Origin of the sequence: Jejuia spongiicola, from assembly GCF_023502325.1 — a bacterium.
GTDB lineage: Bacteria > Bacteroidota > Bacteroidia > Flavobacteriales > Flavobacteriaceae > Wocania_A > Wocania_A spongiicola.
In genome coordinates, this window is sequence record NZ_JAMFLZ010000001.1 from 257334 (window position 1) to 278660 (window position 21327).

Sequence of the window (21327 nt, forward strand, 5' to 3'; positions counted from 1 at the left end):
AATTTAGACACTTAGAAGGCCTCTCTTTAAACTAATATCTACTGCTTCGGTACGCGTATTTGCATTGAGTTTAGATAAAATGGCAGTAACGTGGAATTTAACTGTACGCTCGGATATGAATAATTCTTCACCTATTTGACCGTTAGTTAAACCTCTCCTTATTAAGGTAAGAACTTCTAATTCTCGCTTAGTTAAGGGCAAGTCTGGATAGAGAAACTCTTTAGAGTTATTCCTCGCTTTTTCTTGCTCTTTTGTTTCTTTGCTAAACATCGTTAAATGCTTCTGAAGCTCCTTGGCCTTATGCAATGCTTCACTTATTTTGTTATCGTTACTATCTGAATTACCAAGGCAGGATACTATGGCTTCTATTTGTGGATGAAAAACCCGTTCAAGTACTTTATGAAGAGATACATCTGATTTAAGATTGTTGCTCCTATTTGAATGTTGTAATCTTGTACGTTGAATTGCTGTCCCAACTAACTCACTAATGGTATTAAGAATAGCCAATTCCTTTTCGTTCAGTTGTCGCGTTTCTTTACTTAGCAAGTTCATGAGTCCTACCTTTTGCCTATTAACGGTAATGGGAATTACAGCATGAAACTTTAAGTCTTTAGTTCCTGTGCTAATATTCTCTAACCTTGAGCAAGTAATCTCACTAATATTCATTGCCTGATCTATATCGTCTGCCAAATACTGTTTTATACAATAACACCTACCAGATAAGCGCTCTGGATGATTGCTTAAAGCAGGAGGCAGATTGTAGGAAGCAGCTAAGTACACCGATTTATTATCTGGTTCGGTAAGCCAAAACCAACCTGTTTCTAAGTTTAGAATCTCAACAGTCTTCTCTAAAGATTTTCTAAGCGCAGAATGTAGAGAGAACTCCTTATTTAGATGGCTCGCTATTTCATATAAATGAGAAAAATAATCTTTATCGTTCATTGTTGAATTCTAAATATAGAGAAAAGAATTCATTATTTCTCAACTACAACCCATTTCCCTTTAGTTCTAACCAAATATTCATTGTCGTACATGGCTTCAGCTTGGATTCCAGGCAAATAGTAAGTTCCTAAATACGATGCATTTAACATCACATTAAAAGTTTTAGTACTATGTTTCCCTTTTTCTGGTAAATCAAAATAGAAGTTTACACGATCATCTCTAATATCTGTAAATCTAGCTTGACTAGTTGTCGCACTGCCAAAATCTGTAAATCGTGTATTCACAATTTCCCACCCCGATGGAAAAACTTGTGTAAGCGCTATATCGTTTACGCGTTCATTTTTCAAATTACTAACACTAACCGTAGCAACAAAATCTTGTCCTTGCTGTAGTTTGGACACATTAATTTTATTTCCTTTTAAATCTTTGTATGTATATACTACACTTAAACCACGTTGTTCGGCAAGTTCTTGACCTAAAGGTAGTTTCCCTGAGTTTAAAACCCGTACATAAACCACATTGTCTTTCTGGTTTGTAAAAGACAAACTATTTTTACCATCATTTACTTTTAACTCGCGTTGTGCAATGGCACTTTTTGTGTCTATGCTTTCTGTTTTTCCATTAATTGTATAATTTACTTTTAATGCTTTTCCTCCATTAGCATTCACCATTTTTGCCATAGCCAATAAACTGTAAGCTGTTGTTTGTGTACTCATCCAACGATTACTAGATAAATCTTTTGCAATGTATTGAGCCAATTCACGCATATTTTTGTTTTTAGTAAGCACCATAGTCTCTAAAGCCATGGCACGATTTCTATCTCTAGAACCATACGTGTAATAATTATAACGGACAGGTTTAAATTCAATGTTTGCAGATTGCGAAATTTTATCGCTAGCTTCTTTTTGTCCTGCCAAAGCATAAGCCGCAGCTAATCGCCATTTGGCTTCGTTTGAAATTTCGCTAAACTCTCGTAAACGGTTCATACTTGCCAGATCTGGACTTCCTGCCAATGCCAAAGTGTATAATCTGTAAGCTTGGGCTAAATCAGAATTATAACTTCTATAACTTGGACGCCAATTACTTGCTGCCTGTTTTTGATAAGCAATCCAGTTGCTTTTAAAAGTTAATGGTAACACATAACCTTTCTTTTCGGCTTCAATTAAAAAATGCCCAGCGTAACTGGTTCCCCAATCGTTTGCGTTGTTTTCTCCCATCCAATAACTCATGCCTCCGTTTGGTCTTTGAAAATGCCCTAATCGTTTTATACCGTTTTCAATATTATTTTGAATAACTTGCTTTTTCTTGTGAGTTAAATCGAAAATATCACCTAAAAATAACTGCGGAAATACACTCGATGTGGTTTGTTCTACACAACCATGTGGATACTGAATTAAATATTGCAATCTGCGTGAAAAATCCATTGGAGGTAATGTAGAAAACTCTAACGTAGCCGAATTTGTTCCTGCTACACCAAAGGTAGAAAACTCTAAAGTTTCATTTGTATTCGCCTCTAATGTTTTATCAATGGCTTTTGATGTGATTGGATTTGGGTTTATTACATCCAATTCTACTTTGTAAGTAGACTTTTCACCATGTCCAGTGGCAATAACTTCAACTGTATTAATGCCTTTTGCTTTACTAACATCAAGTTCAAAATACGTCATTTGCTCATCGGGTTTAGCAAAACTTAGTGATTTTTTAGCGCTGCCAGCTACAGTAATTCCATTGCTTAATTTTAAACTAATGTTTACATTTTTAACTTTGGGCTCCATTGCAAAAACCGTTACAGGAAGTGTTACTTTTTCCCCTGAACTTAATTTCCGCGGAAGTGTTGCTAAAACCATTAAAGGTTTTTTAACTTCAACAGATTTATCGGTGCTTCCATAAGCTTCATTTTTATTATCACCAGCAATAACCATGGTGCGTACAGCGCCAATGTAGTTTGGTAATTTTATGGTATGCGTTTTTTGTTCACCAGTATTTAAAGAAAAAGGGCCTAAATAAGTAACTACAGGCTTAAAACGATTGGCTTTTTTGTTTTTTCCGCCAGCAGCATTGCCATCACCACCAATAGCAAAAACTTGATCTATACTACCAGAATATGCACCAATAATAGCATCAAAGACATCCCAAGTCTTAACACCTAAAGCTTCTCGCTTATAAAACTCGTTCCAGGCATTAGGCGTTTTAAATCGTGTTAAATCTAGTAAGCCTTCTTCAACCATGGCTATTGTATAGGTCATAGCTTTGTTGCTTTTTTCTGAAACAGTAACCTTAAATGTTTCTTTTGGACGTAATACATTAGGCATTTTTAGTTGAGGTTCTAATTTGGTGTTTGGGTCTTCAACCATTAAAGGAATGACACCAAATAACCGAATAGGCAAATCGTTTTCTGAAATGGCATGCGGTTGCAAAAGCGAAATATTTACAAATACATTTGGTGCCATTTCTGATGTTACAGGAATATTAACCGTAGTTTCCCTTGGTTGCGTTTTTACCCATTTAAAATCTAGAACTTCGGTGCCATTTTCAATACTTACTAAAGCACGACCTTCGCTACCAGATTGAAACGTTATTTTTGCGGTTTCGCCAACGTTATACTTTTCTTTATCTGCAGAAAACACAAGCATTTTTGCAGCTTCTTTATCTCCAGATGTAGAGTTGCTCCACCAGTTTTTATAAAAATAAGCTGTTCTTCCTGTAGCATGACCGCTTATTGGATCAATAATTCTGATAAGATAGCGGCCTCTGTCTTGGTCTGGAATGTTTATGTTTAATGTACTTTTTCCGTTAGCATCCGTATTTATTTTAGAACTTAAATAAGGTCTGTGGTAGCTACTTGAAACATAGCTTGATAGATTATCGTAAGATGAGTTCCACCACCAGCGCCATTCAATTTTATATACTTTTACTTCAAGGTTGTTTCGTTTTATGGGTTTTCCGTGAGCATCAACAACTACAACATCAAAGGCTTGGTTTTCATCTGTAAAAAACGAACCGTAAGCATTTCCTTTTGGAGAACGCAAACCAACAAATGACTCGTAAGGGGCATATTTTTTTGTAAATGCATCCATGGAGAAATCGCCACCGTTTTCAAAGGCTCTTACTAAAAATTGAGCATTTAACATCCCTGGAGCGTTTTTGCCAACATTTAGTTTATTATTAATTTTTGCTAAGCCTTCAGCATTAACATTACCCTCAAAAATATTGAATTCTTCAGTTTGAAATTTACGCGTAGGATCATTAAAGACGTAGTTTTTATAATTTTTAAAACTTGTATACGATGGTGTAAACTTTGCTTTAATTTCTGCCTTTAGGTTTTTCCCTGGAGCACCATGAAGCCATTTAACATCTAATGTTCCTTTTAATGGAGCTTTACTAGTTAAGATGTCATTCTCAAAATCCACTTTAATTTTTAAACGATTTGGTTTAACGGTTTCAATTTTTAAACCTTTATAAAATGTTGCACCACCAACAGAAACTTTGGCATTATAATTACCAGTTTTATCTTCTTGAGACGTTGGAACTGTGAATTTGTAAAAATTATTAAGATTATTAGTAGTTACTTTTTTATATACCAATTTCCCATTAGGATTTGTAATTTCCATTTTAACAGGATGCCCTTTTGGAAGCTTATTATGGGTATCGTTTAGCATAAAGGTTAAATGGAGTGAGTCTCCAGGTCGCCAAACCCCACGTTCTCCATAAATGTAACCTTTAAGTCCGCGTTGTAAACGGTTTCCAGAAACATCAAATTTACTTAGTGACAACGAATTTCCGTCATATAGTTTTACATACGTTGTGTTTTGCCCTTTAGAAACAATAGCGAAATTAGCATGCTTTTCAGAATCGATAGTAATTAAACCTTGGTCGTCAGTGGTTCTGCTAGCTATGTTTTGTTGCTGAAAATTATAAAGTGTAACCTTTGCACCCGCTTCTGGGTTGGTGCTTAAAATATTAGTTACTGCAAAATAATATGAGTTATTTGAGCCTCGTTTTGCAATAACACCAAGGTTTGAAGCTAGTAAGTTTTGAGACACTATTTTGCGTTCATTATAATAAGCATCATGACATGGGTTTTGTTCTTCACGCCAATTGTAGCTATAATTTTTATATCGATATACTAAATTATCCCAATATGCTTCTTCTTTTAAATCTTCATCTTCCGTAGAGATTTCATTTAAACTATCTTCATAATAGTCCTCTTCGTAATACTCGTCATATTCATCATTTTCAGCATTAGTAATATTAGAATTTGCCTCGCAATCATATAACGAATAATTTCTGTTATAACTTAATTCTATACGATAAATAGTGCCAGTATCAGCTTTAAAGAACTTAGACAAATCAATACTATAAGCTTTCCACTTTCCAGTATTTTCTGCTGGAGTTTGAAGCTGAATAGTTTGTTTTGCAATACGACGACCTACTTTTTTAATATCATAAGTGTTATTGCTATTTAAATTATTGTCTTGTAGAAATTGAAGGATATTGTCTTCAAAAATTTTAATAACTCTAACATCAACAGCGCTTAAATTAACGGCCTCAAAATTGAATTTTAATTCTTCAGAATTAGGTAAAATAGTACCATTGCTAATTAAACGCACATGAGGCTTTAATTCTTCAAAAGCAATAATTTCAGAGAATGGTTTCTTTAATTTGTAACTCTCGGTATTTTTAATACCTTGAAAAACATCAACCTGAATATTGCCAACTAATTTGCTGTCTGGATATACTTTTAACACATTGCCATCAACAATATATTTTGGGCTTTTAACTTTTTGAATAGTAACTAATCCATCAAAATTTTGCTGTTTTTTTAAAGGGTCTGAAAAATTGATAGACAAATGTTGTTCTGGCGATTGAATAACATCTACATCAACAATTGTAAAGTTATTTTTTCCAGGAATATTGATTGTATTTTCACCTTTGTTTGATGCTTTTATGTTTTTCCCGTTCCACTTTACAAGAATTTTGCTGTCTTCAACTTGTCGATTAATGCTATCAATTTTAAATTCGAAAAACTTAGAACTCACATTTGTTTCATTAAAAACAATAGATAAATTTTTACTGTTTTGAGAAGCTTCAACTAAAGTTTTGGCATCGTTAATTGATATAATATCGGCAGATTTAATATTCCCTTCAAGATATTGCCATTCTTTGCTATAAGATTGTAAATGATTTGTAACTACATTGAAATTTGGAGTGATGGTTTTAAACTGAAAGGTATAACCTTTAAAGCCTTTGGGCATGTTTTCATAAATGCTTCCAAGTTTTACTGTAATAGTGTATTCTGTTGCAGGTTCCAAATATTCGTCCGGTGTAAAAAGTAGAGTATGCTTATTGGAAGCAGTTAATTTGCCCTCAACATGAGGTTTTATACTTACGATTTTATCAGTGATTTCCATACCCATTTCCCAACCTTCAACATCGTTAGCTAAACTAATTTGAATAGGACTAGCAACTGATGTAATTCCAGATGTTGTGTAACTAATGTAATCTCTGAATTTGAAAAGATTATCGGTTTCTACCACTTTCTTTTTACAGGATATAACTAACGTAAGAATTAATACGAAAGCAAAAAGTTTTTTTAATGACATAGGATTGATGGATTTAAGTGAAAATGAACTGGTGAAAAGAAAGCGTAGGCAGTTTCATTTGTAGATTTTTATTGATTTTATCTGTCAAATGTAACATCGAAATAGCTTTTGTAGGAGAAAGATATTTTTTACATACGATGTTTCTTGTTAATAAAGTTACGTTCAAATTTTGATGTTTAGATTTTTTTAAAACGTTAAATAAGTCTTAACGTTTTAAATGTTCATTTTTTTAAAATTAATTAAAAAACTCGATGAACGTCCTTTTTTAGAATATAAATACTAGAATTTTTGTGTCTATGGATCTATAAATCAAAAACTAGCGTATATTCGAATACCCCAAATTAAATACTTATGAAAACCTACTATTTTAAAACCTGGTTAATTTTGTCTTGTTTTGCAGTATTAACGTGTACTGTTTCATGTTCAAAAGATGATTCGCTTGAAGACATAGAAAAGTTAGAAACACTCTCTATTGAAGAAGAAATATTTCAACTAGTAAACTTACATAGAGCGAGTATTGGTAAAGAGCCTCTAGCCATAAACAATTTAGCAACAGAATTAGCAGAAGAGCATACCCATTATATGATTGCGCAAAAGGATATAAGTCATGATTATTTTGACGAAAGGTCCGATCGATTATTTAATGAAGAAAAAGCTTCTAGAACTGGAGAAAATGTTGCTTATGGTCAACAATCAGCTAAAGATGTTATGGACGCTTGGATAGATAGCAGTGGGCATCGAGCAAATATAGAAGGTGATTTTACACATATTGGCATTAGTGTTGTAAAAAATAGTTCAGGAGTATATTATTTTACACAGATTTTCCTAAAGAAAAAGCCAGAGCCAAATAATACTTAATTCTTATAAATCCCAATAGACAATTCACCTTTATCGTTTATGGTAGCTCTGTACATGCCAGCAGTATTAAACTCGGCTACCATATTTCCGTTTTTATCAATGGCAACAATACCTCCTGTACCACCAAGACGGGTTAATTTATTTTGAATGACTTCTTGAGCGGCTTCTTTTAAGCTCAAGTTTTTATATTCCATTAAAGCAGAAATATCATAAGCGATCATTCCACGAATAAAATATTCGCCCCAACCTGTACTTGACACGGCACAAGTATTATTATTAGCATATGTACCAGCGCCAATAATTGGAGAATCTCCTATGCGCCCCCAGCGTTTATTGGTCATTCCACCTGTTGAGGTTCCAGCAGCTAAGTTGCCGTTTTTGTCTAAGGCAGCACAACCCACAGTTCCAAATTTTGAATCTTTAATATCGCCATCATAAAACGAAACTTTAGTATCATGATCTAGTTCTGTTTGTTCTTTTTCTTTTATGTTTTGAAGTGATTTATAGCGCCTTTCAGTATAAAAATAATTTGGCTCAACAATTTGTAAACCTTGTTTTTTTGCAAATGTGTCTGCCCCTTTTCCAGACAGCATTACATGAGGCGATTTTTCCATAACAGCCTTGGCTAAATCAATAGGGTTTTTAACGGTTGTGGTTCCTGCTGAAGCTCCTGCGTTTAAAGTTTTTCCGTCCATAATAGAAGCATCATGCTCGTTAGTTTCTTCATGAGTAAAAACAGCACCTTTTCCTGCATTAAATAAAGGTGAGTCTTCCATAACATTTATAGTTTTTGTTACAGCATCTATACTAGTCCCCCCGTTTTTTAAAATTTCATAACCTACTCTAATAGCCTCTTCTAATTTCTGTTTATAAGCGGTTTCCATCTCTGGAGACATATTCTTTTTTAAAATAGTGCCGGCACCTCCATGAATAATAATAGAGAATTCTTGTCTAGGGTTGTCTGTTGTTACTTCAGTATTGTTTTCAGCATTTTTACAAGCACTAAAAATGAATAAAGTAGAAAGTAAAAAGATGATTTTTTTCATAATAAATAGAGTCTGCTAAATGGCTTTTAAAGATAGTATTTTTAATATAAAATTGAGAAAGATAAACACTATAAATTAGTATATTCGCAACAAAATTTAGTAATAATAATAAAACGAAAATATATGGAAGCAGTAACTACTGATTTCGGAATAAAAGAAGCCTTGAATGAGTTGGGGTTAAGTGCAATTAATGAAGGGACTTCAACAGGTTCAGATAATTTTTCTAATGGAGAAATTATTGAATCATATTCTCCTGTTGATGGAAAATTAATTGGAAAAGTAAAAACGACAACAAAAGCAGATTACGAAAGGGTAATGGATGCTGCAACAACAGCCTTTTTATCTTTTAGAGATATGCCAGCTCCACAACGTGGAGAAATTGTGCGTCAATTTGGAAACAAATTAAGAGACTTAAAAGAACCATTAGGAAAATTAGTTTCATACGAGATGGGTAAGTCTTTACAAGAAGGATACGGAGAGGTTCAAGAAATGATTGACATCTGTGATTTTGCTGTTGGATTATCAAGACAATTAAACGGGCAAACCATTCCATCGGAACGTCCTGGACATGTTATGAGAGAGCAATGGCACCCAATTGGTGTTGTTGGGATTATCTCTGCTTTTAACTTTCCAGTTGCAGTTTGGGCTTGGAACACAGCTTTAGCATGGATTTGCGGTGATGTATGTGTATGGAAAGCTTCAGAAAAAGCTCCATTATGCTCTGTTGCTTGTCAAAACATTATAGCAGGAATTTTAAAAGAAAACAACTTGCCAGAAGGCATTTCTTGTATTATTAATGGTGATTACAAAGTTGGTGAAATGATGACTACAGATCCTAGAATTCCTTTAGTTTCTGCAACAGGTTCAACTAGGATGGGAAGAATTGTTGGTGCAACAGTAGCTGAGCGTTTTGGGAAATCTTTATTAGAATTAGGAGGAAACAATGCTATAATTATTACACCTTCTGCAGATTTAAAAGTAGTTGTTCCTGGTGCAGTATTTGGAGCTGTTGGAACCTGCGGACAACGCTGTACATCTACTCGACGACTGATTATTCACGAATCTGTTTATGATAAAGTAAGAGATGCAATAGTTGGTGCTTATGGCCAATTGACTATAGGGAATCCATTAGACGAAAAAAATCATATAGGTCCTTTAATTGACAAAGATGCTGTAAATACTTATTTAGCAGCTATTGAAAAGGCAAAAGCTGAGGGTGGAAATGTACTAGTAGAAGGTGGTGTTTTAGAAGGTGAAGGTTATGAAAGCGGATGTTATGTAAAACCAGCAATTATTGAAGCCGAAAACCATTTTGAAATTGTACAACACGAAACCTTTGCTCCAATTTTATATTTAATGAAATATTCAGGAGAAGTAGAACGTGCAATCGAAAAGCAAAATGGTGTTGCTCAAGGATTATCATCTGCAATTATGACTAATGAAATGAAAGAAGCAGAAAAATTCTTATCATACGCTGGTTCAGATTGTGGTATTGCCAATGTAAATATAGGAACATCTGGGGCTGAAATTGGTGGCGCTTTTGGTGGTGAAAAAGAAACTGGCGGTGGACGTGAGTCTGGATCTGATGCTTGGAAAGTATACATGAGACGTCAAACAAACACTATTAATTATTCTGATGAGTTACCATTAGCTCAAGGGATTAAGTTTGATCTTTAAAAAAAAAGAACACTAAATAAAAAAAGCCACATCGATAGATGTGGCTTTTTTTTCTTAAAACATTAATGGATATTTATAAAACTATGAGTTAGATCAAAATTCATGATTCCAGAAAACAGCCCTTTTCCAGAGCGCTCTTTAACAAAAAACTTTTCTTTTTTGTCACTTTTTTGAGGAGCCACTTTCCCTATTATATTGTCTATATTAACAAGAGTGTTGTAACCGATGGCATTTAATTCATAATCATGACTTAGTTTAAAAAAATGAATTTTTGAATACTCTAAAAACAAATCAAATTGGTTAAAGTTATTTGAGAAATTATGTATCAATATATCGTTGCTAAAACCTTTAAAATTATTGTTTTGTTGAACTTCACCTATTTCTAAATTAGAAAATTCTGCCAATAAGTTAATGTTATTAATGCTTCCGATTAAGCCTTTTTTAATATTGTTAAGGGCAAACTCGCCACCATTAATATTTTCAGTTAAAAACAATGCGTCTTTAACTTTTATCACATTGCTATTATTATTAAGAGATTTTGCAATAAATTTTCCTCCGTCAAGCCTAACGGAAAGTTTGTTTTCTAAATTATTTGTTAATCTAATTATTGTGTTTTTTGCATCAATTGTGAGCTCAATATTCGTTGGAATTTTAATAATAAAACTTTTGTTATAGCTTCTTTTTTTTCGGTTATTAAATTTGTTAATTAACTCTTCTTTTTCTTTTGGACTGTATCTACTAGAGTTTTTAATTAACTCTTCGTAAAAGGAAACAGGGGTTCTAATTTCTTTTATTTCTTCTATTAAATCTTGTTTAGACTTTTTATTATGGTTTTTGACTATAGATGTATCTTTTTTATACAAGTTTCCTAGCATAGCATTTAATCTTGCATTAAAGTAAATTTTAGATTTATCAACTAATGTAATATGATTGTCACTCATTTGAGCTTCGATTTCAATTTTTTCAATTATTCCTTTCTTTTTTCTTTTAGGATAATTATCAAACACTACGTTATACTCTACATAAAAGTTTTCATCAGGAGATGATTCTATTTTAACTGTGCCACCTTTTAACTTTAACAGAGCTGTAGTATTTTTATCTGTTTTAAAGTTTTTTGAATAAATATTTTCTTTTTGTGCCAATAGAGTGGCTGATGAAAGAAACATTAAAAGCCATAATTTAAATTGTAATGTTCTCATGTTCTTTATTTAATAAGTTAATGTGTTGTTGAATATCTTTTAATAGCTGTAATCTGGTTTTTAAATTTTCGATTAGAGCTTCAATTACAATCATATTGTTTTTGTCTATTTTGTATTGATTCGAAATTTCTTGATAGTCATCATTTAATTCGCTCAGTTTATTCTCATAGCGCTTTATAAGCTTTTTATCTTTTGTTAATACAATAAAACTTTGCCATTCCTTGTCAATATTTTCTAAATAGGTTTTTTCAATCCCTTTTAATTGTATTTCTAGAGCGGTATCGGCTAAACTGTTTTCTTTTGAAAATGGATTAGTAACTATTATTCCAATAGATAATAAGACAATAAATAAGGCAACGTATTTGTATAAAATACTAATATTAATATGCTTTTTCTCTTTTTTTGAAGATTGAAGTTTCTCTAAAAACTCGCTTCTATGAGAGTCTGGCAACTCCTTTTTAGGAAACGAATCTCCTTTGAAAAGAGTTCTAATATCGTGCTTCATAATTTTGTTTTTTTAAAAAGTTTCTAAGTAACATTTTACCCCTACTTAAATGTGTTCTTGAAGTTTTAATGGGAATGTTTAGAATCTCTGAAATTTCAGAGTGATCGTAACCTTCAATTAAATACAATTGTAATACAAGCTTGTATTTTTCTGGTAGTGTATTAATGGTGTTTTCAATAATCACCTTAGATAATCTTGAATCAAACTCCCAAGAAGTCTCATTATCAATAATTTCGAATGTTTGACTTTCTATAGAAACTGTTTCAAGTTTTTTCTTCTTTAAAACATCAATACATTGATTTATAATTATTTTTTTTAACCAAGCTCCAAAACTAAGATCGTCTTTATAAGTGCTTAGTTTAAAAAACGCTTTTAAAAACCCTTCTTGCATAGCATCTTTTGCTTCGTCTTCATTTTTTAAATACCTACATGCTATATAAAACATAGCTTCACAGTATGAATCGTATAAATGCATTTGGGCTTTTTGGTCGCCTTTGATACACTTTTTAATTAATACACTTATTTTTTTAGACATTTAATCTTGATGGTTATACTATTAAAAACGAAGAAAAAAAAGAAAGGTTTCATTTTACATGAAAAAACCTTGTCTCAGATTCCAGAATATACTGGTAGAAACAAGGTTTATATCTAATTAAAGATTAATAGCAGTACAAAAGTGTTTATAATTAATGTGTTACACAATAGTTGAAAGTTAAATTAATATTAATTTTATCAACAGGAAATTAACTGTATTTCACTTTTCTTAAAATCCTCAACGACTCTTTGTATAGACTATACAATTCTTTACTATAATTTTTTAAATAGGGCTTTGCTTCGTTAAGCTTATCAATAGCATCATCAAAAAGGTTGAGGTGGCAAATTAAATAGGTTGCAGGTAAATTTTTTAAATCTTGCTCTTCAGTTTTTGTAAAAGAAACTCCTTTTTTTAGTTTTTCTAAAATTGCATTATTAGAATTATAAATATGATGTAACACTTTTTTATCAAACTGAGGTGGTTTAAATAACAACTGGGTCTCAATATTATAATTAGCATTGTTTTCAAAATGAATAATAGTTTCTTCAAGCGGATAATACTTATTGGTATTTTGTAGCCCAAGATTCACATATTCAATAATTTTAAAGCTATCAGCATTAATGGAAATAGAAACTTCATCTAAAGCTGAAAAAAACAAACGAACTTGTTCATTAATAAGCTCGATATCTACTCTAGAGAAAAAGGTTTCATCTTTTACTATTTTTTTTTGCCCAGACCAACATACCACAAAGTATTCTTTAAAAACTTTGTATTTCGCATTATAGTCTTTACGCGTATTCATAAAATGAAAAACAGAATCAAGTGTGTGTTCAATATTGTTTTGGGCATGGTTTTCAATAGCTTCAACAATTTTAGAATTAATGTCTTTTATTTCTATATCAAACACCTTAGGCATACTCATGCTGCCATCTCTAAAAAACACTGAGCCACCATAATATTTCCAAATGTTTTTTCGTAACGATGTTATTTTACCCGTTGGCCTTATAGTTACCAACCCTACTACTTTATCGTCTGGTAAATGTGGAAACGGAATGTTTTCGTATTGCACTATTGGGGGGTGGCTTAAATAGGCATTTATGAGGTTTTGAATTTTACTATCGTCAAAAAAATCGACACCAATAATATTATTGTCTTCATCTTCAACTCCTATTACTATATACGAATTGTTTTTTGGGTTACTGTTTGAAAGGGCGCAAATGTGCTTTAAAAATTTAGCTTTACCTTCTTTATGACTAATATCTATTTTACGCTTTTTATCATAAAAACTATTCTCATCGTTGTGAGCCAAAAGGTGTTTTATAAGTAGGCGTTTGTTAATCATATCTGTCATTCTTGCTAAAGCAGAAACCTCATAGTTTAAAATTCTTTTTTTACAATTGTTGAGCTAGCCTGGGCTGTAGGAAATACTAATAAATCGGCAATATTTACGTGTGGTGGACGCGATATAGCAAAATAAATAATTTCTGCTATATCTTTAGCTTGTAACGCTTTAAAGCCTTTATAAACGTTATCGGCTATCGCATCACCTTTAAAACGTACTTGCGAAAACTCGGTTTCAACCAATCCTGGGTTTATAGAACCCACTTTTACACCAAACGGATTTAAATCAATACGCATCCCTTCTGTAATTGCTAAAACAGCATGTTTACTAGCACAGTAAACATTTCCTTTAGGGTAAACTTCTTTCCCTGCTGAAGAACCAATGTTTATAATATGCCCAGATTGTCTTTCAGTCATTTGCGGAATAATAGCCTTACTCACATAAAGTAATCCTTTTACATTTATATCCATCATGGCGTCCCAATCGTCAGTATTTCCGCTATGTATGGGGTCTAATCCATGAGCATTTCCGGCATTATTAATAAGAATATCAATATTTTTAAAATCTTTTGGAAGCGATTCAATGGCTTTTAAAGTTTCATCTTTATTACGCACATCAAAATTTAATATATGCACATTGGTTAAACGCTCTAAAGCTTTTTTTATAGTATTTAAGCGTTTTAATCGCCTTCCGCAAAGCACTAAATTAATACCATGTTTTGCAAACTCGTAAGCGGTAGCTTCTCCTATACCACTTGTTGTTCCTGTTATTAAGGCTGTTTTATTTTTCATTCTTGTATTCATTTAAACAAATAATTTAATAAATGTCTTTTTTGAGATTGAAGACTGCAGATTAGTTTTAAGGTACTTTGTGCCCTTGGCAAGCAACTAAAATTAAAAACCAGTCTTCAAGTTCTAAATCTATTTCAGTTGCTTTAACAGCATTTTTTAATCGTTCTTTATTTGTTGAACCAACCACTGGATGAATTTTTGCTGGATGCTTTAATAACCAAGCCAATAAAAGCTGATCTTCGGTTGCGTTGTATTTATCCATTAGTTTACCCAATTGCTTATGTATTCTCCTTGTTTGTTCAGTATCTTCTTTAAAAACAATGCCTAAAGGAGACCAAGCCATTGGAATAATATTTTTAAGCATCATTTGGTCTAGAGTTCCATCGTGCATAGCATCGTGATGTGTTAATGAAAACTGTATTTGATTAGCCAAAATACTAGTATCCTTAGAAATTAAATCTACTTGCGATGGTATAAAATTAGAGACGCCAAAGTTTTTTATTTTGCCTTGTCGTTTTAATTTAGAAACAGCTTCTGCTATAATTTCAGGTTGCATTAAAGGACTTGGTCTGTGTAATAGTAACAAGTCTAAATACTCAGTTTTTAAATGTTTTAGAGATGTTTCAACAGACCAAATAATATATTCTTTACTATAATTATAGTGTTTTACATTATTGTTTCTGTTTTCAGTTAAGTATTGAATACCACATTTACTGATTAATTGAATTTTTTCTCTTGAAATACCACTATCAGCGTAAGCATTACCAAATTCATTTTCAGTTGTATAAGCGCCGTAAATATCTGCATGGTCAAAGGTTGTAATATTGTTTTCTAAACAGTCGGCTATAAGGGTAACCATCTCTTTTTTAGAGAGTTGCTTACCCCATTTTCCCCAAGTCATTGTGCCTGCAATAATTCGAGAAAAGTTATTATTGGTCATAGTTTAATTTTTGAAGCTTAAAAATACTAAATTAAAAATGTATTAAGCCTTTTAAATACTGCAACTTTTAACCAATTTTTAACAGCATTACAATAAAAATTTTAACAATTTGCAATGCTCAAATAAGGACTGTATATTCGGGACTTTAAAAATTAAAAATATAATGGAAGAGACAGGGACAATTGATATTAAGACAATTAACGAGAAGATTGAAAAGGAAAGTGCTTTTGTTGATTTACTGATGCTAGAGATGAACAAGGTAATAGTAGGCCAAAAACATATGGTTGAACGTTTGCTTATTGGCTTATTAGGTCAAGGACACATTTTACTAGAAGGTGTTCCTGGTTTGGCAAAAACCTTAGCTATTAACACTTTGGCTCAAGCGGTTGACGGAAGTTTTAGTAGAATACAATTTACACCAGATTTATTACCGGCAGATGTTACAGGAACATTAATTTATAATATGAAGGTTAATGATTTTTCTATTAAGAAAGGTCCAATATTTGCAAATTTTGTTTTGGCAGATGAGATTAATAGAGCTCCTGCAAAAGTGCAATCGGCTTTACTTGAGGCCATGCAGGAAAAGCAAGTTACGATAGGGGATGAAACTTTTGTTTTAGATAAACCATTCTTAGTAATGGCAACACAAAATCCTGTTGAACAAGAAGGGACTTACCCGTTACCAGAAGCACAAGTAGACCGTTTTATGTTGAAAACGGTTATTGATTACCCTAAATTAGATGAAGAGCAACTTATAATGCGTGCTAATTTAAAAGGAGCTTGGGATAAGGTAAATCCTGTAGTTTCTGTATCTCAAATATTAAAAGCACAAGAGGTAGTTCGTGAGGTTTATATGGATGAGAAAATTGAAAAATATATTCTCGATATTATTTTTGCAACACGTTACCCAGAAAAATATAAACTAGCCGATTTAAAACCATTAATCTCATTTGGAGCTTCGCCTCGTGGAAGTATTAACTTAGCTAATGCAGCAAAATGTTACGCATTTATTAAACGTCGCGGATATGTTATTCCTGAAGATGTTCGTGCTGTGGTTCAAGATGTTTTAAGACATAGAATTGGAATTACTTACGAAGCTGAAGCCGAAAATGTAACTTCAGAAGATATCATCAATAAAATTGTAAATGAAATAGAAGTACCATAGTAGTTTTTTTGAGTATAGCTCTTGTTTATAAATGATGATTGAAAAATGGATACTAAAGAATTACTAAAAAAAGTACGAAAAATTGAGATTAAGACACGTCGTTTGTCTGATCACATTTTTGGAGGCGAATACCATTCGACTTTCAAAGGGCGTGGTATGACTTTTTCTGAAGTGCGTCAGTATCAATTTGGAGATGATGTAAGAAGTATCGATTGGAATGTAACGGCACGTTATAATGAACCTTTTGTTAAAGTTTTTGAAGAAGAGCGTGAACTTACCATGATGCTTATGGTTGATGTTTCAGGTTCAGAGTTATTTGGAACTCAAGAACAATTTAAAAACGAAGTGGTTACCGAAATTGCTGCAACTTTAGCCTTTTCAGCAACTCAAAACAACGATAAAATAGGACTTATTTTATTTTCTGATAAAGTAGAACTGTTTATTCCGCCTAAAAAAGGACGCTCACATGTATTAAGGATTATTCGTGAGTTGATTGAATTTAACCCAGAAAGTAAACAAACCAATTTAGCCGAAGCTTTAAAGTTTTTATCGAATGTGATGAAAAAGAAAGCCATTGTATTTGTTTTGTCTGATTTTATAGCCGATGATTATCATCAAACTATGAAGATTGTATCTGGAAAACACGATGTTACGGGTATTCGTGTATATGATAAACGTGAAGAACAAATTCCAAATTTAGGGATGGTACAGATGCAAGATGAAGAAACAGGAGAGCTTATGTTGGTTAATACATCATCTAAAAAAGTAAGGCGTAATTATGGAAAATTCTATCAAGAAAAAGTAGATTACTATAAGGATGCATTTACCAAATCTGGAGCAGGAACAATTGATTGTCGAGTAGATGAAAGTTATGTAAAAAAATTGTTGGGCTATTTTAAAAGAAGAGGATAATGAGCACAAAGTGCGAAGTTAGAAGTATGAAGGCATTAAATATGGAAAACAGAATTAAGATAAATATAAAGAATATGAGTAAGAAGACTTCAGGCTTTGATTTTCAGTCTTTGGTCATTCTTTCGTTGTTCTTTTTTCTTTTTTCTTTTCTGTCAAATGCACAAGTTACTTCAGCAATAGATTCAACCACTATAAAAATAGGTGAACAAATCACCTATCATATTCAAGTTGAAACCGATACCACAAGTTTGGTAGTGTTTCCTGAAGGACAAACATTTTCGCCTTTAGAAATGATTGAATCATATAAAGTTGATACCTTAAAAAATAATAATAAATACAACCTTATTAAAAAATATGGTTTAACACAATTTGATTCTGGAGCATATACTATTCCTAGGCAGAAAGTTATAATTGGTAGCAAAACCTTTTTTACAGACTCATTAAAAGTTGAGGTAAATAATATTGTTGTAGATACTACTAAACAAGGTCTTTATGATATTAAACCCATTATAGAAGTAAATAAAAGTGGCAGCAATTGGTGGAAATATTTGTTACTAACATTATTAATTGTAGGTGTAATTGCATTTTTAATCTATTGGTTTATCTGGAGAAAAAAGCCACTCTCTGAAGAAGAGCAAATTGCATTATTACCACCATATGACAGAGCAAAATTGGCTTTAATAAAGCTAGATGAAAGCCCTTATTTAGAAAACCAAAATCTAAAGGATTATTACTCAGATCTTACATTTATTATTAGAAAATATTTAGACGAGAAAGTCTATAATCGCGCTTTAGAAAGTACAACAGACGAACTTATAAATAGGCTAACTTTACTTAAAGAAGGAAATCAAGTAGATATTAGTAAAGAAGATATTAATAACCTTGAAAGCATTTTAAAACGTGCCGATTTAGTAAAATTTGCAAAATCTGCACCAGATATAGAGTTAGCAAAATTAGATAGAAATACTATTGATATTGAAATAGATCATGTAAAAGAAGCATTACCAGAGCCAACTGAAGAAGAAAAACTTTTAGATTTAAAATATAAAGAAGAGCAAGAGCGTAAAAAGAAACGCAAAAAGGTTATTATTACTGTTGCTATAGGAGTGTTTTTACTAATAGCTACCTTTGTTGGTTTTGGTATTAAACACGGTTTTGGTTATGTTAAAGACACCATTATAGGGCATGAAAGTAAAACTCTTTTAGAAGGTGATTGGGTTACTAGTGCTTACGGATTCCCACCAGTAACTATTAATACACCAAAAGTTTTAAAGCGAACAGATTTACCTGTCCCAGATGAAGTGAAGGCACAGGTTGACATGACATCTTTTGTCTATGGTACCTTGTTAGATCTTTTTAGTGTTACGGTTAATACGTCAACCTATAAAAACTTAGGAGAAAACAAGATTGATTTGGAAAAGGCATCAGAAGGAAGTATAAAATCAATGGAAGCAGTAGGAGCTAAAGACATTGTTGTGCTTCGAGATAAATTTACAACACCAAACGGAGCTGAAGGCTTAAAAACTTCAGGTACAATGAAAATACCAGGAATAGCTTCAAAAGAGTTAAGAAGCGCACATTATGTTTTGCTACAGTTTGCATCTGAAAATGTAATGCAACAAATTATAATAACAAGCCCAGAAGATGATACGTATGCAGATCAAATGGTAGAGCGTATTTTAAATTCAGTTGAACTTAAAGAAGCAGAAGAATAATGTTTGAAGGGATTCAATTTTTAAATAAAGAGTTGTTTTGGCTGTTGCTACTATTGCCATTAGTCATTTTGTGGTATATATTTAAGCATAAAAAACAAACAGCAGAACTTAATATATCGAGTTTAAAGGGCTTTAAAATAACAAATTCATGGTTACCAAAAATGAAGCATGTATTGTTTTGCTTAAGGTTAATAGCTTTAGGGGTGTTAATAACTGCAATTGCTAGACCACAAACAGTTGATGTATCTACAAAAACTAAAACAACTAAAGGGATAGATATTGTTATGGCAATTGATGTTTCTGCAAGTATGCTGGCTAAAGATTTATCGCCAAATAGGTTAGAAGCCTTAAAAAAGGTAGCAGCAGAATTTATTAAGGGTAGACCAAATGATAGAATTGGTTTGGTAGAATATGCTGGTGAGGCTTATACCAAAACGCCAATTACTAGCGATAAAGCGATCGTTTTACGATCTTTAAAAGAAATAAGATACAATACGATTATTGAAGGCGGAACAGCAATAGGTATGGGCTTAGGTACAGCTGTAAACCGATTAAAAGATAGTAAAGCAAACAGTAAAGTTATTATTTTGTTAACTGATGGGGTAAACAATTCTGGAGCTATAGACCCTAAAACGGCTAGTGTATTGGCTGTAGACAGCGAAATAAAAGTTTATACTATAGGTTTAGGAACAAACGGAATGGCATTATCGCCTGTGGCTATTTTAGCTAATGGAAATTTTCAATACGGACGTGTACAGGTTGAAATTGATGAAGAATTGCTTAAAGAAATTGCCGAAGTTACTGGCGGAAAATATTTTAGAGCAACTAATAACAAAAAACTAGAAGAAATTTATAGCGAAATAAATAAGCTTGAAAAAACTGAAATTGAAGAATTCAAATTTTATAACTACGAAGAAAAGTATCGATTTTTAGTACTTTTAGCTGGAGCATTATTGCTTTTAGAGCTACTATTGCGTTTTACTTTCTTTAGAAGTTTTGTTTAGAAAAACAAGATAGTTAGTGAATTCGTTGCAGAAACAAATAAAAAATAAATGCAGTTAGAAGAAAAAATATGGTTTTGGGCACTGGGAATTATTCCAGTAATAATCCTATTCTTTTTAGTACTTCAAATATGGAAACATAAAGCGCAGAATAAGTTTGCGGATAAAAAGTTGCTTAAAAGATTAAGTCCGAATAGATCATTATTCAAATCTATTTTAAAAGTAGTTGTTTTAAGTTTGGCTTTTGCATGTTTAGCAATTGCACTAGTAAACCCAAAAATTGGGACTAAATTAGAAACTGTTAAACGCGAAGGGGTTGATATTGTTTTTGCTGTAGATGTTTCTAAAAGTATGCTTGCCGAAGATATTGCACCAAATAGATTAGAAAAAGCAAAACAACTAGTAACTCAAATCATTAATAACCTTGCAAGTGACCGTGTGGGTATAATTGCTTATGCAGGTAAAGCTTTTCCGCAGTTACCAATAACAACAGATTACGGATCAGCTAAAATGTTTTTGAGTAGTATGAATACAGATATGCTATCGTCGCAAGGAACAGCAATTAATGAGGCCATTAAATTAGCTAAAACCTATTTTGATGATGAAGAGCAAACAAATCGGGTGCTTATTATTATTTCAGATGGTGAAGACCATAGTGAAGAAGCAGTAACTCTTGCAGAGGAAGCAAATGAAGAAGGTATCCGAATTTTTACTATTGGTGTTGGAGATGTTAAAGGAGGACCTATACCAGAAAAGCGAAATGGTATAGTTTTAAATTATAAGAAGGACAGACAAGGCGAAACAGTAATTACAAGGTTAAACGAGGAAACACTTAAAAGCATTGCTGAAGAAGCAAATGGAGCATATATAAATGGAAAAAGCACCAGTAATGTAGTTGAGAGTATTAGAGAGATATTAAATAAGATGGATAAAACCGAATTTGAAGCAAAGCAATTTGCAGAATATAAAGATCAGTTTCAATGGTTTTTAGGGTTTGGTATTTTCTTTTTATTGTTGGATGTTTTTCTTTTAGAACGAAAAACAGCATGGTTAAAAAAGCTGAATTTGTTTAACGAGAATTTATAAATTTTTTAAC

Annotated in this window: 16 protein-coding genes; 7 read left to right on the forward strand and 9 right to left on the reverse strand. The window is 32.3% G+C overall.

Going from position 1 to position 21327, the window contains the following annotated elements:
• Positions 1 to 3 precede the first annotated feature (3 nt).
• Positions 4 to 942 (reverse strand): LuxR C-terminal-related transcriptional regulator, encoded by a 939-nt coding sequence (locus M3P09_RS17295; RefSeq protein WP_284041101.1) that lies wholly within the window; start codon positions 940 to 942, stop codon positions 4 to 6.
• A gap of 32 nt (positions 943 to 974) precedes the next feature.
• Entirely contained in the window at positions 975 to 6545 is a 5571-nt protein-coding gene (locus tag M3P09_RS01200) for an alpha-2-macroglobulin family protein (protein WP_249971723.1), read from the reverse strand.
• Positions 6546 to 6896: 351 nt separating this feature from the next.
• Here M3P09_RS01200 and M3P09_RS01205 point away from each other — a divergent pair, with 351 nt between their 5' ends.
• The gene (locus M3P09_RS01205; protein WP_249971724.1) at positions 6897 to 7403 is read left to right on the forward strand and encodes a CAP domain-containing protein; all 507 of its coding nucleotides are present in this window, start codon (positions 6897 to 6899) and stop codon (positions 7401 to 7403) included.
• On the opposite strand, the gene M3P09_RS01210 is transcribed toward M3P09_RS01205, so the two are convergent.
• Positions 7400 to 8449, reverse strand: a complete 1050-nt coding sequence (locus tag M3P09_RS01210) for an isoaspartyl peptidase/L-asparaginase family protein (RefSeq protein WP_249971725.1) — start codon at positions 8447 to 8449, stop codon at positions 7400 to 7402. The two genes, M3P09_RS01205 and M3P09_RS01210, sit on opposite strands and share 4 nt — an antisense overlap.
• Positions 8450 to 8572: 123 nt before the next feature.
• On the opposite strand from M3P09_RS01210, the gene amaB reads away from it, so the two are divergent.
• Positions 8573 to 10126 carry an L-piperidine-6-carboxylate dehydrogenase gene (gene amaB / locus M3P09_RS01215; RefSeq protein WP_249971726.1) on the forward strand — a complete coding sequence of 518 codons (1554 nt, stop codon included), beginning with the start codon at positions 8573 to 8575 and terminating at the stop codon, positions 10124 to 10126.
• Between the two features lie 62 nt (positions 10127 to 10188).
• On the opposite strand, the gene M3P09_RS01220 is transcribed toward amaB, so the two are convergent.
• From M3P09_RS01220 to M3P09_RS01245, 6 genes are all read right to left on the reverse strand, one after another.
• Positions 10189 to 11325: a hypothetical protein gene (locus tag M3P09_RS01220; RefSeq protein ID WP_249971727.1), complete on the reverse strand. Its 1137-nt coding sequence runs from the start codon at positions 11323 to 11325 to the stop codon at positions 10189 to 10191.
• Positions 11306 to 11830: a hypothetical protein gene (locus M3P09_RS01225; RefSeq protein ID WP_249971728.1), complete on the reverse strand. Its 525-nt coding sequence runs from the start codon at positions 11828 to 11830 to the stop codon at positions 11306 to 11308. Before M3P09_RS01225 ends, M3P09_RS01220 begins: the two co-directional genes overlap by 20 nt.
• The gene (locus tag M3P09_RS01230; protein WP_249971729.1) at positions 11814 to 12365 is read right to left on the reverse strand and encodes an RNA polymerase sigma factor; all 552 of its coding nucleotides are present in this window, start codon (positions 12363 to 12365) and stop codon (positions 11814 to 11816) included. Before M3P09_RS01230 ends, M3P09_RS01225 begins: the two co-directional genes overlap by 17 nt.
• Positions 12366 to 12573: 208 nt before the next feature.
• Entirely contained in the window at positions 12574 to 13707 is a 1134-nt protein-coding gene (locus tag M3P09_RS01235; RefSeq protein ID WP_099565434.1) for an ATP-binding protein, read from the reverse strand.
• A 35-nt stretch (positions 13708 to 13742) separates the two neighbouring features.
• Positions 13743 to 14498 carry an SDR family NAD(P)-dependent oxidoreductase gene (locus M3P09_RS01240; protein ID WP_249971730.1) on the reverse strand — a complete coding sequence of 252 codons (756 nt, stop codon included), beginning with the start codon at positions 14496 to 14498 and terminating at the stop codon, positions 13743 to 13745.
• A 67-nt stretch (positions 14499 to 14565) separates the two neighbouring features.
• A complete protein-coding gene (locus M3P09_RS01245) occupies positions 14566 to 15438 on the reverse strand; it encodes an aldo/keto reductase (protein WP_249971731.1) in 873 nt (290 codons plus the stop codon).
• A 163-nt stretch (positions 15439 to 15601) separates the two neighbouring features.
• On the opposite strand from M3P09_RS01245, the gene M3P09_RS01250 reads away from it, so the two are divergent.
• The 5 genes from M3P09_RS01250 (at position 15602) to M3P09_RS01270 (ending at position 21317) form a co-directional block, all read left to right on the forward strand.
• The gene (locus tag M3P09_RS01250) at positions 15602 to 16603 is read left to right on the forward strand and encodes an AAA family ATPase (RefSeq protein WP_099565018.1); all 1002 of its coding nucleotides are present in this window, start codon (positions 15602 to 15604) and stop codon (positions 16601 to 16603) included.
• A gap of 45 nt (positions 16604 to 16648) precedes the next feature.
• The gene (locus M3P09_RS01255; protein ID WP_249971732.1) at positions 16649 to 17515 is read left to right on the forward strand and encodes a DUF58 domain-containing protein; all 867 of its coding nucleotides are present in this window, start codon (positions 16649 to 16651) and stop codon (positions 17513 to 17515) included.
• Positions 17516 to 17589: 74 nt separating this feature from the next.
• Entirely contained in the window at positions 17590 to 19230 is a 1641-nt protein-coding gene (locus tag M3P09_RS01260; RefSeq protein WP_430886759.1) for a hypothetical protein, read from the forward strand.
• Positions 19230 to 20234, forward strand: a complete 1005-nt coding sequence (locus M3P09_RS01265) for a vWA domain-containing protein (protein ID WP_249971734.1) — start codon at positions 19230 to 19232, stop codon at positions 20232 to 20234. The genes M3P09_RS01260 and M3P09_RS01265 overlap by 1 nt, the downstream gene beginning before the upstream one ends.
• 48 nt (positions 20235 to 20282) lie before the next feature.
• The gene (locus tag M3P09_RS01270) at positions 20283 to 21317 is read left to right on the forward strand and encodes a vWA domain-containing protein (protein ID WP_099565015.1); all 1035 of its coding nucleotides are present in this window, start codon (positions 20283 to 20285) and stop codon (positions 21315 to 21317) included.
• Positions 21318 to 21327: the final 10 nt, after the last annotated feature.

Bases quoted from the DNA above. Each gene is read 5' to 3' on its own strand.
- M3P09_RS17295 (WP_284041101.1), bottom strand. From the start codon at position 942: ATGAACGATAAAGATTATTTTTCTCATTTATATGAAATAGCGAGCCAT.
- M3P09_RS01200 (WP_249971723.1), bottom strand. From the start codon at position 6,545: ATGTCATTAAAAAAACTTTTTGCTTTCGTATTAATTCTTACGTTAGTT.
- M3P09_RS01205 (WP_249971724.1), top strand. From the start codon at position 6,897: ATGAAAACCTACTATTTTAAAACCTGGTTAATTTTGTCTTGTTTTGCA.
- M3P09_RS01210 (WP_249971725.1), bottom strand. From the start codon at position 8,449: ATGAAAAAAATCATCTTTTTACTTTCTACTTTATTCATTTTTAGTGCT.
- amaB (WP_249971726.1), top strand. From the start codon at position 8,573: ATGGAAGCAGTAACTACTGATTTCGGAATAAAAGAAGCCTTGAATGAG.
- M3P09_RS01220 (WP_249971727.1), bottom strand. From the start codon at position 11,325: ATGAGAACATTACAATTTAAATTATGGCTTTTAATGTTTCTTTCATCA.
- M3P09_RS01225 (WP_249971728.1), bottom strand. From the start codon at position 11,830: ATGAAGCACGATATTAGAACTCTTTTCAAAGGAGATTCGTTTCCTAAA.
- M3P09_RS01230 (WP_249971729.1), bottom strand. From the start codon at position 12,365: ATGTCTAAAAAAATAAGTGTATTAATTAAAAAGTGTATCAAAGGCGAC.
- M3P09_RS01235 (WP_099565434.1), bottom strand. From the start codon at position 13,707: ATGATTAACAAACGCCTACTTATAAAACACCTTTTGGCTCACAACGAT.
- M3P09_RS01240 (WP_249971730.1), bottom strand. From the start codon at position 14,498: ATGAAAAATAAAACAGCCTTAATAACAGGAACAACAAGTGGTATAGGA.
- M3P09_RS01245 (WP_249971731.1), bottom strand. From the start codon at position 15,438: ATGACCAATAATAACTTTTCTCGAATTATTGCAGGCACAATGACTTGG.
- M3P09_RS01250 (WP_099565018.1), top strand. From the start codon at position 15,602: ATGGAAGAGACAGGGACAATTGATATTAAGACAATTAACGAGAAGATT.
- M3P09_RS01255 (WP_249971732.1), top strand. From the start codon at position 16,649: ATGGATACTAAAGAATTACTAAAAAAAGTACGAAAAATTGAGATTAAG.
- M3P09_RS01260 (WP_430886759.1), top strand. From the start codon at position 17,590: ATGAGTAAGAAGACTTCAGGCTTTGATTTTCAGTCTTTGGTCATTCTT.
- M3P09_RS01265 (WP_249971734.1), top strand. From the start codon at position 19,230: ATGTTTGAAGGGATTCAATTTTTAAATAAAGAGTTGTTTTGGCTGTTG.
- M3P09_RS01270 (WP_099565015.1), top strand. From the start codon at position 20,283: ATGCAGTTAGAAGAAAAAATATGGTTTTGGGCACTGGGAATTATTCCA.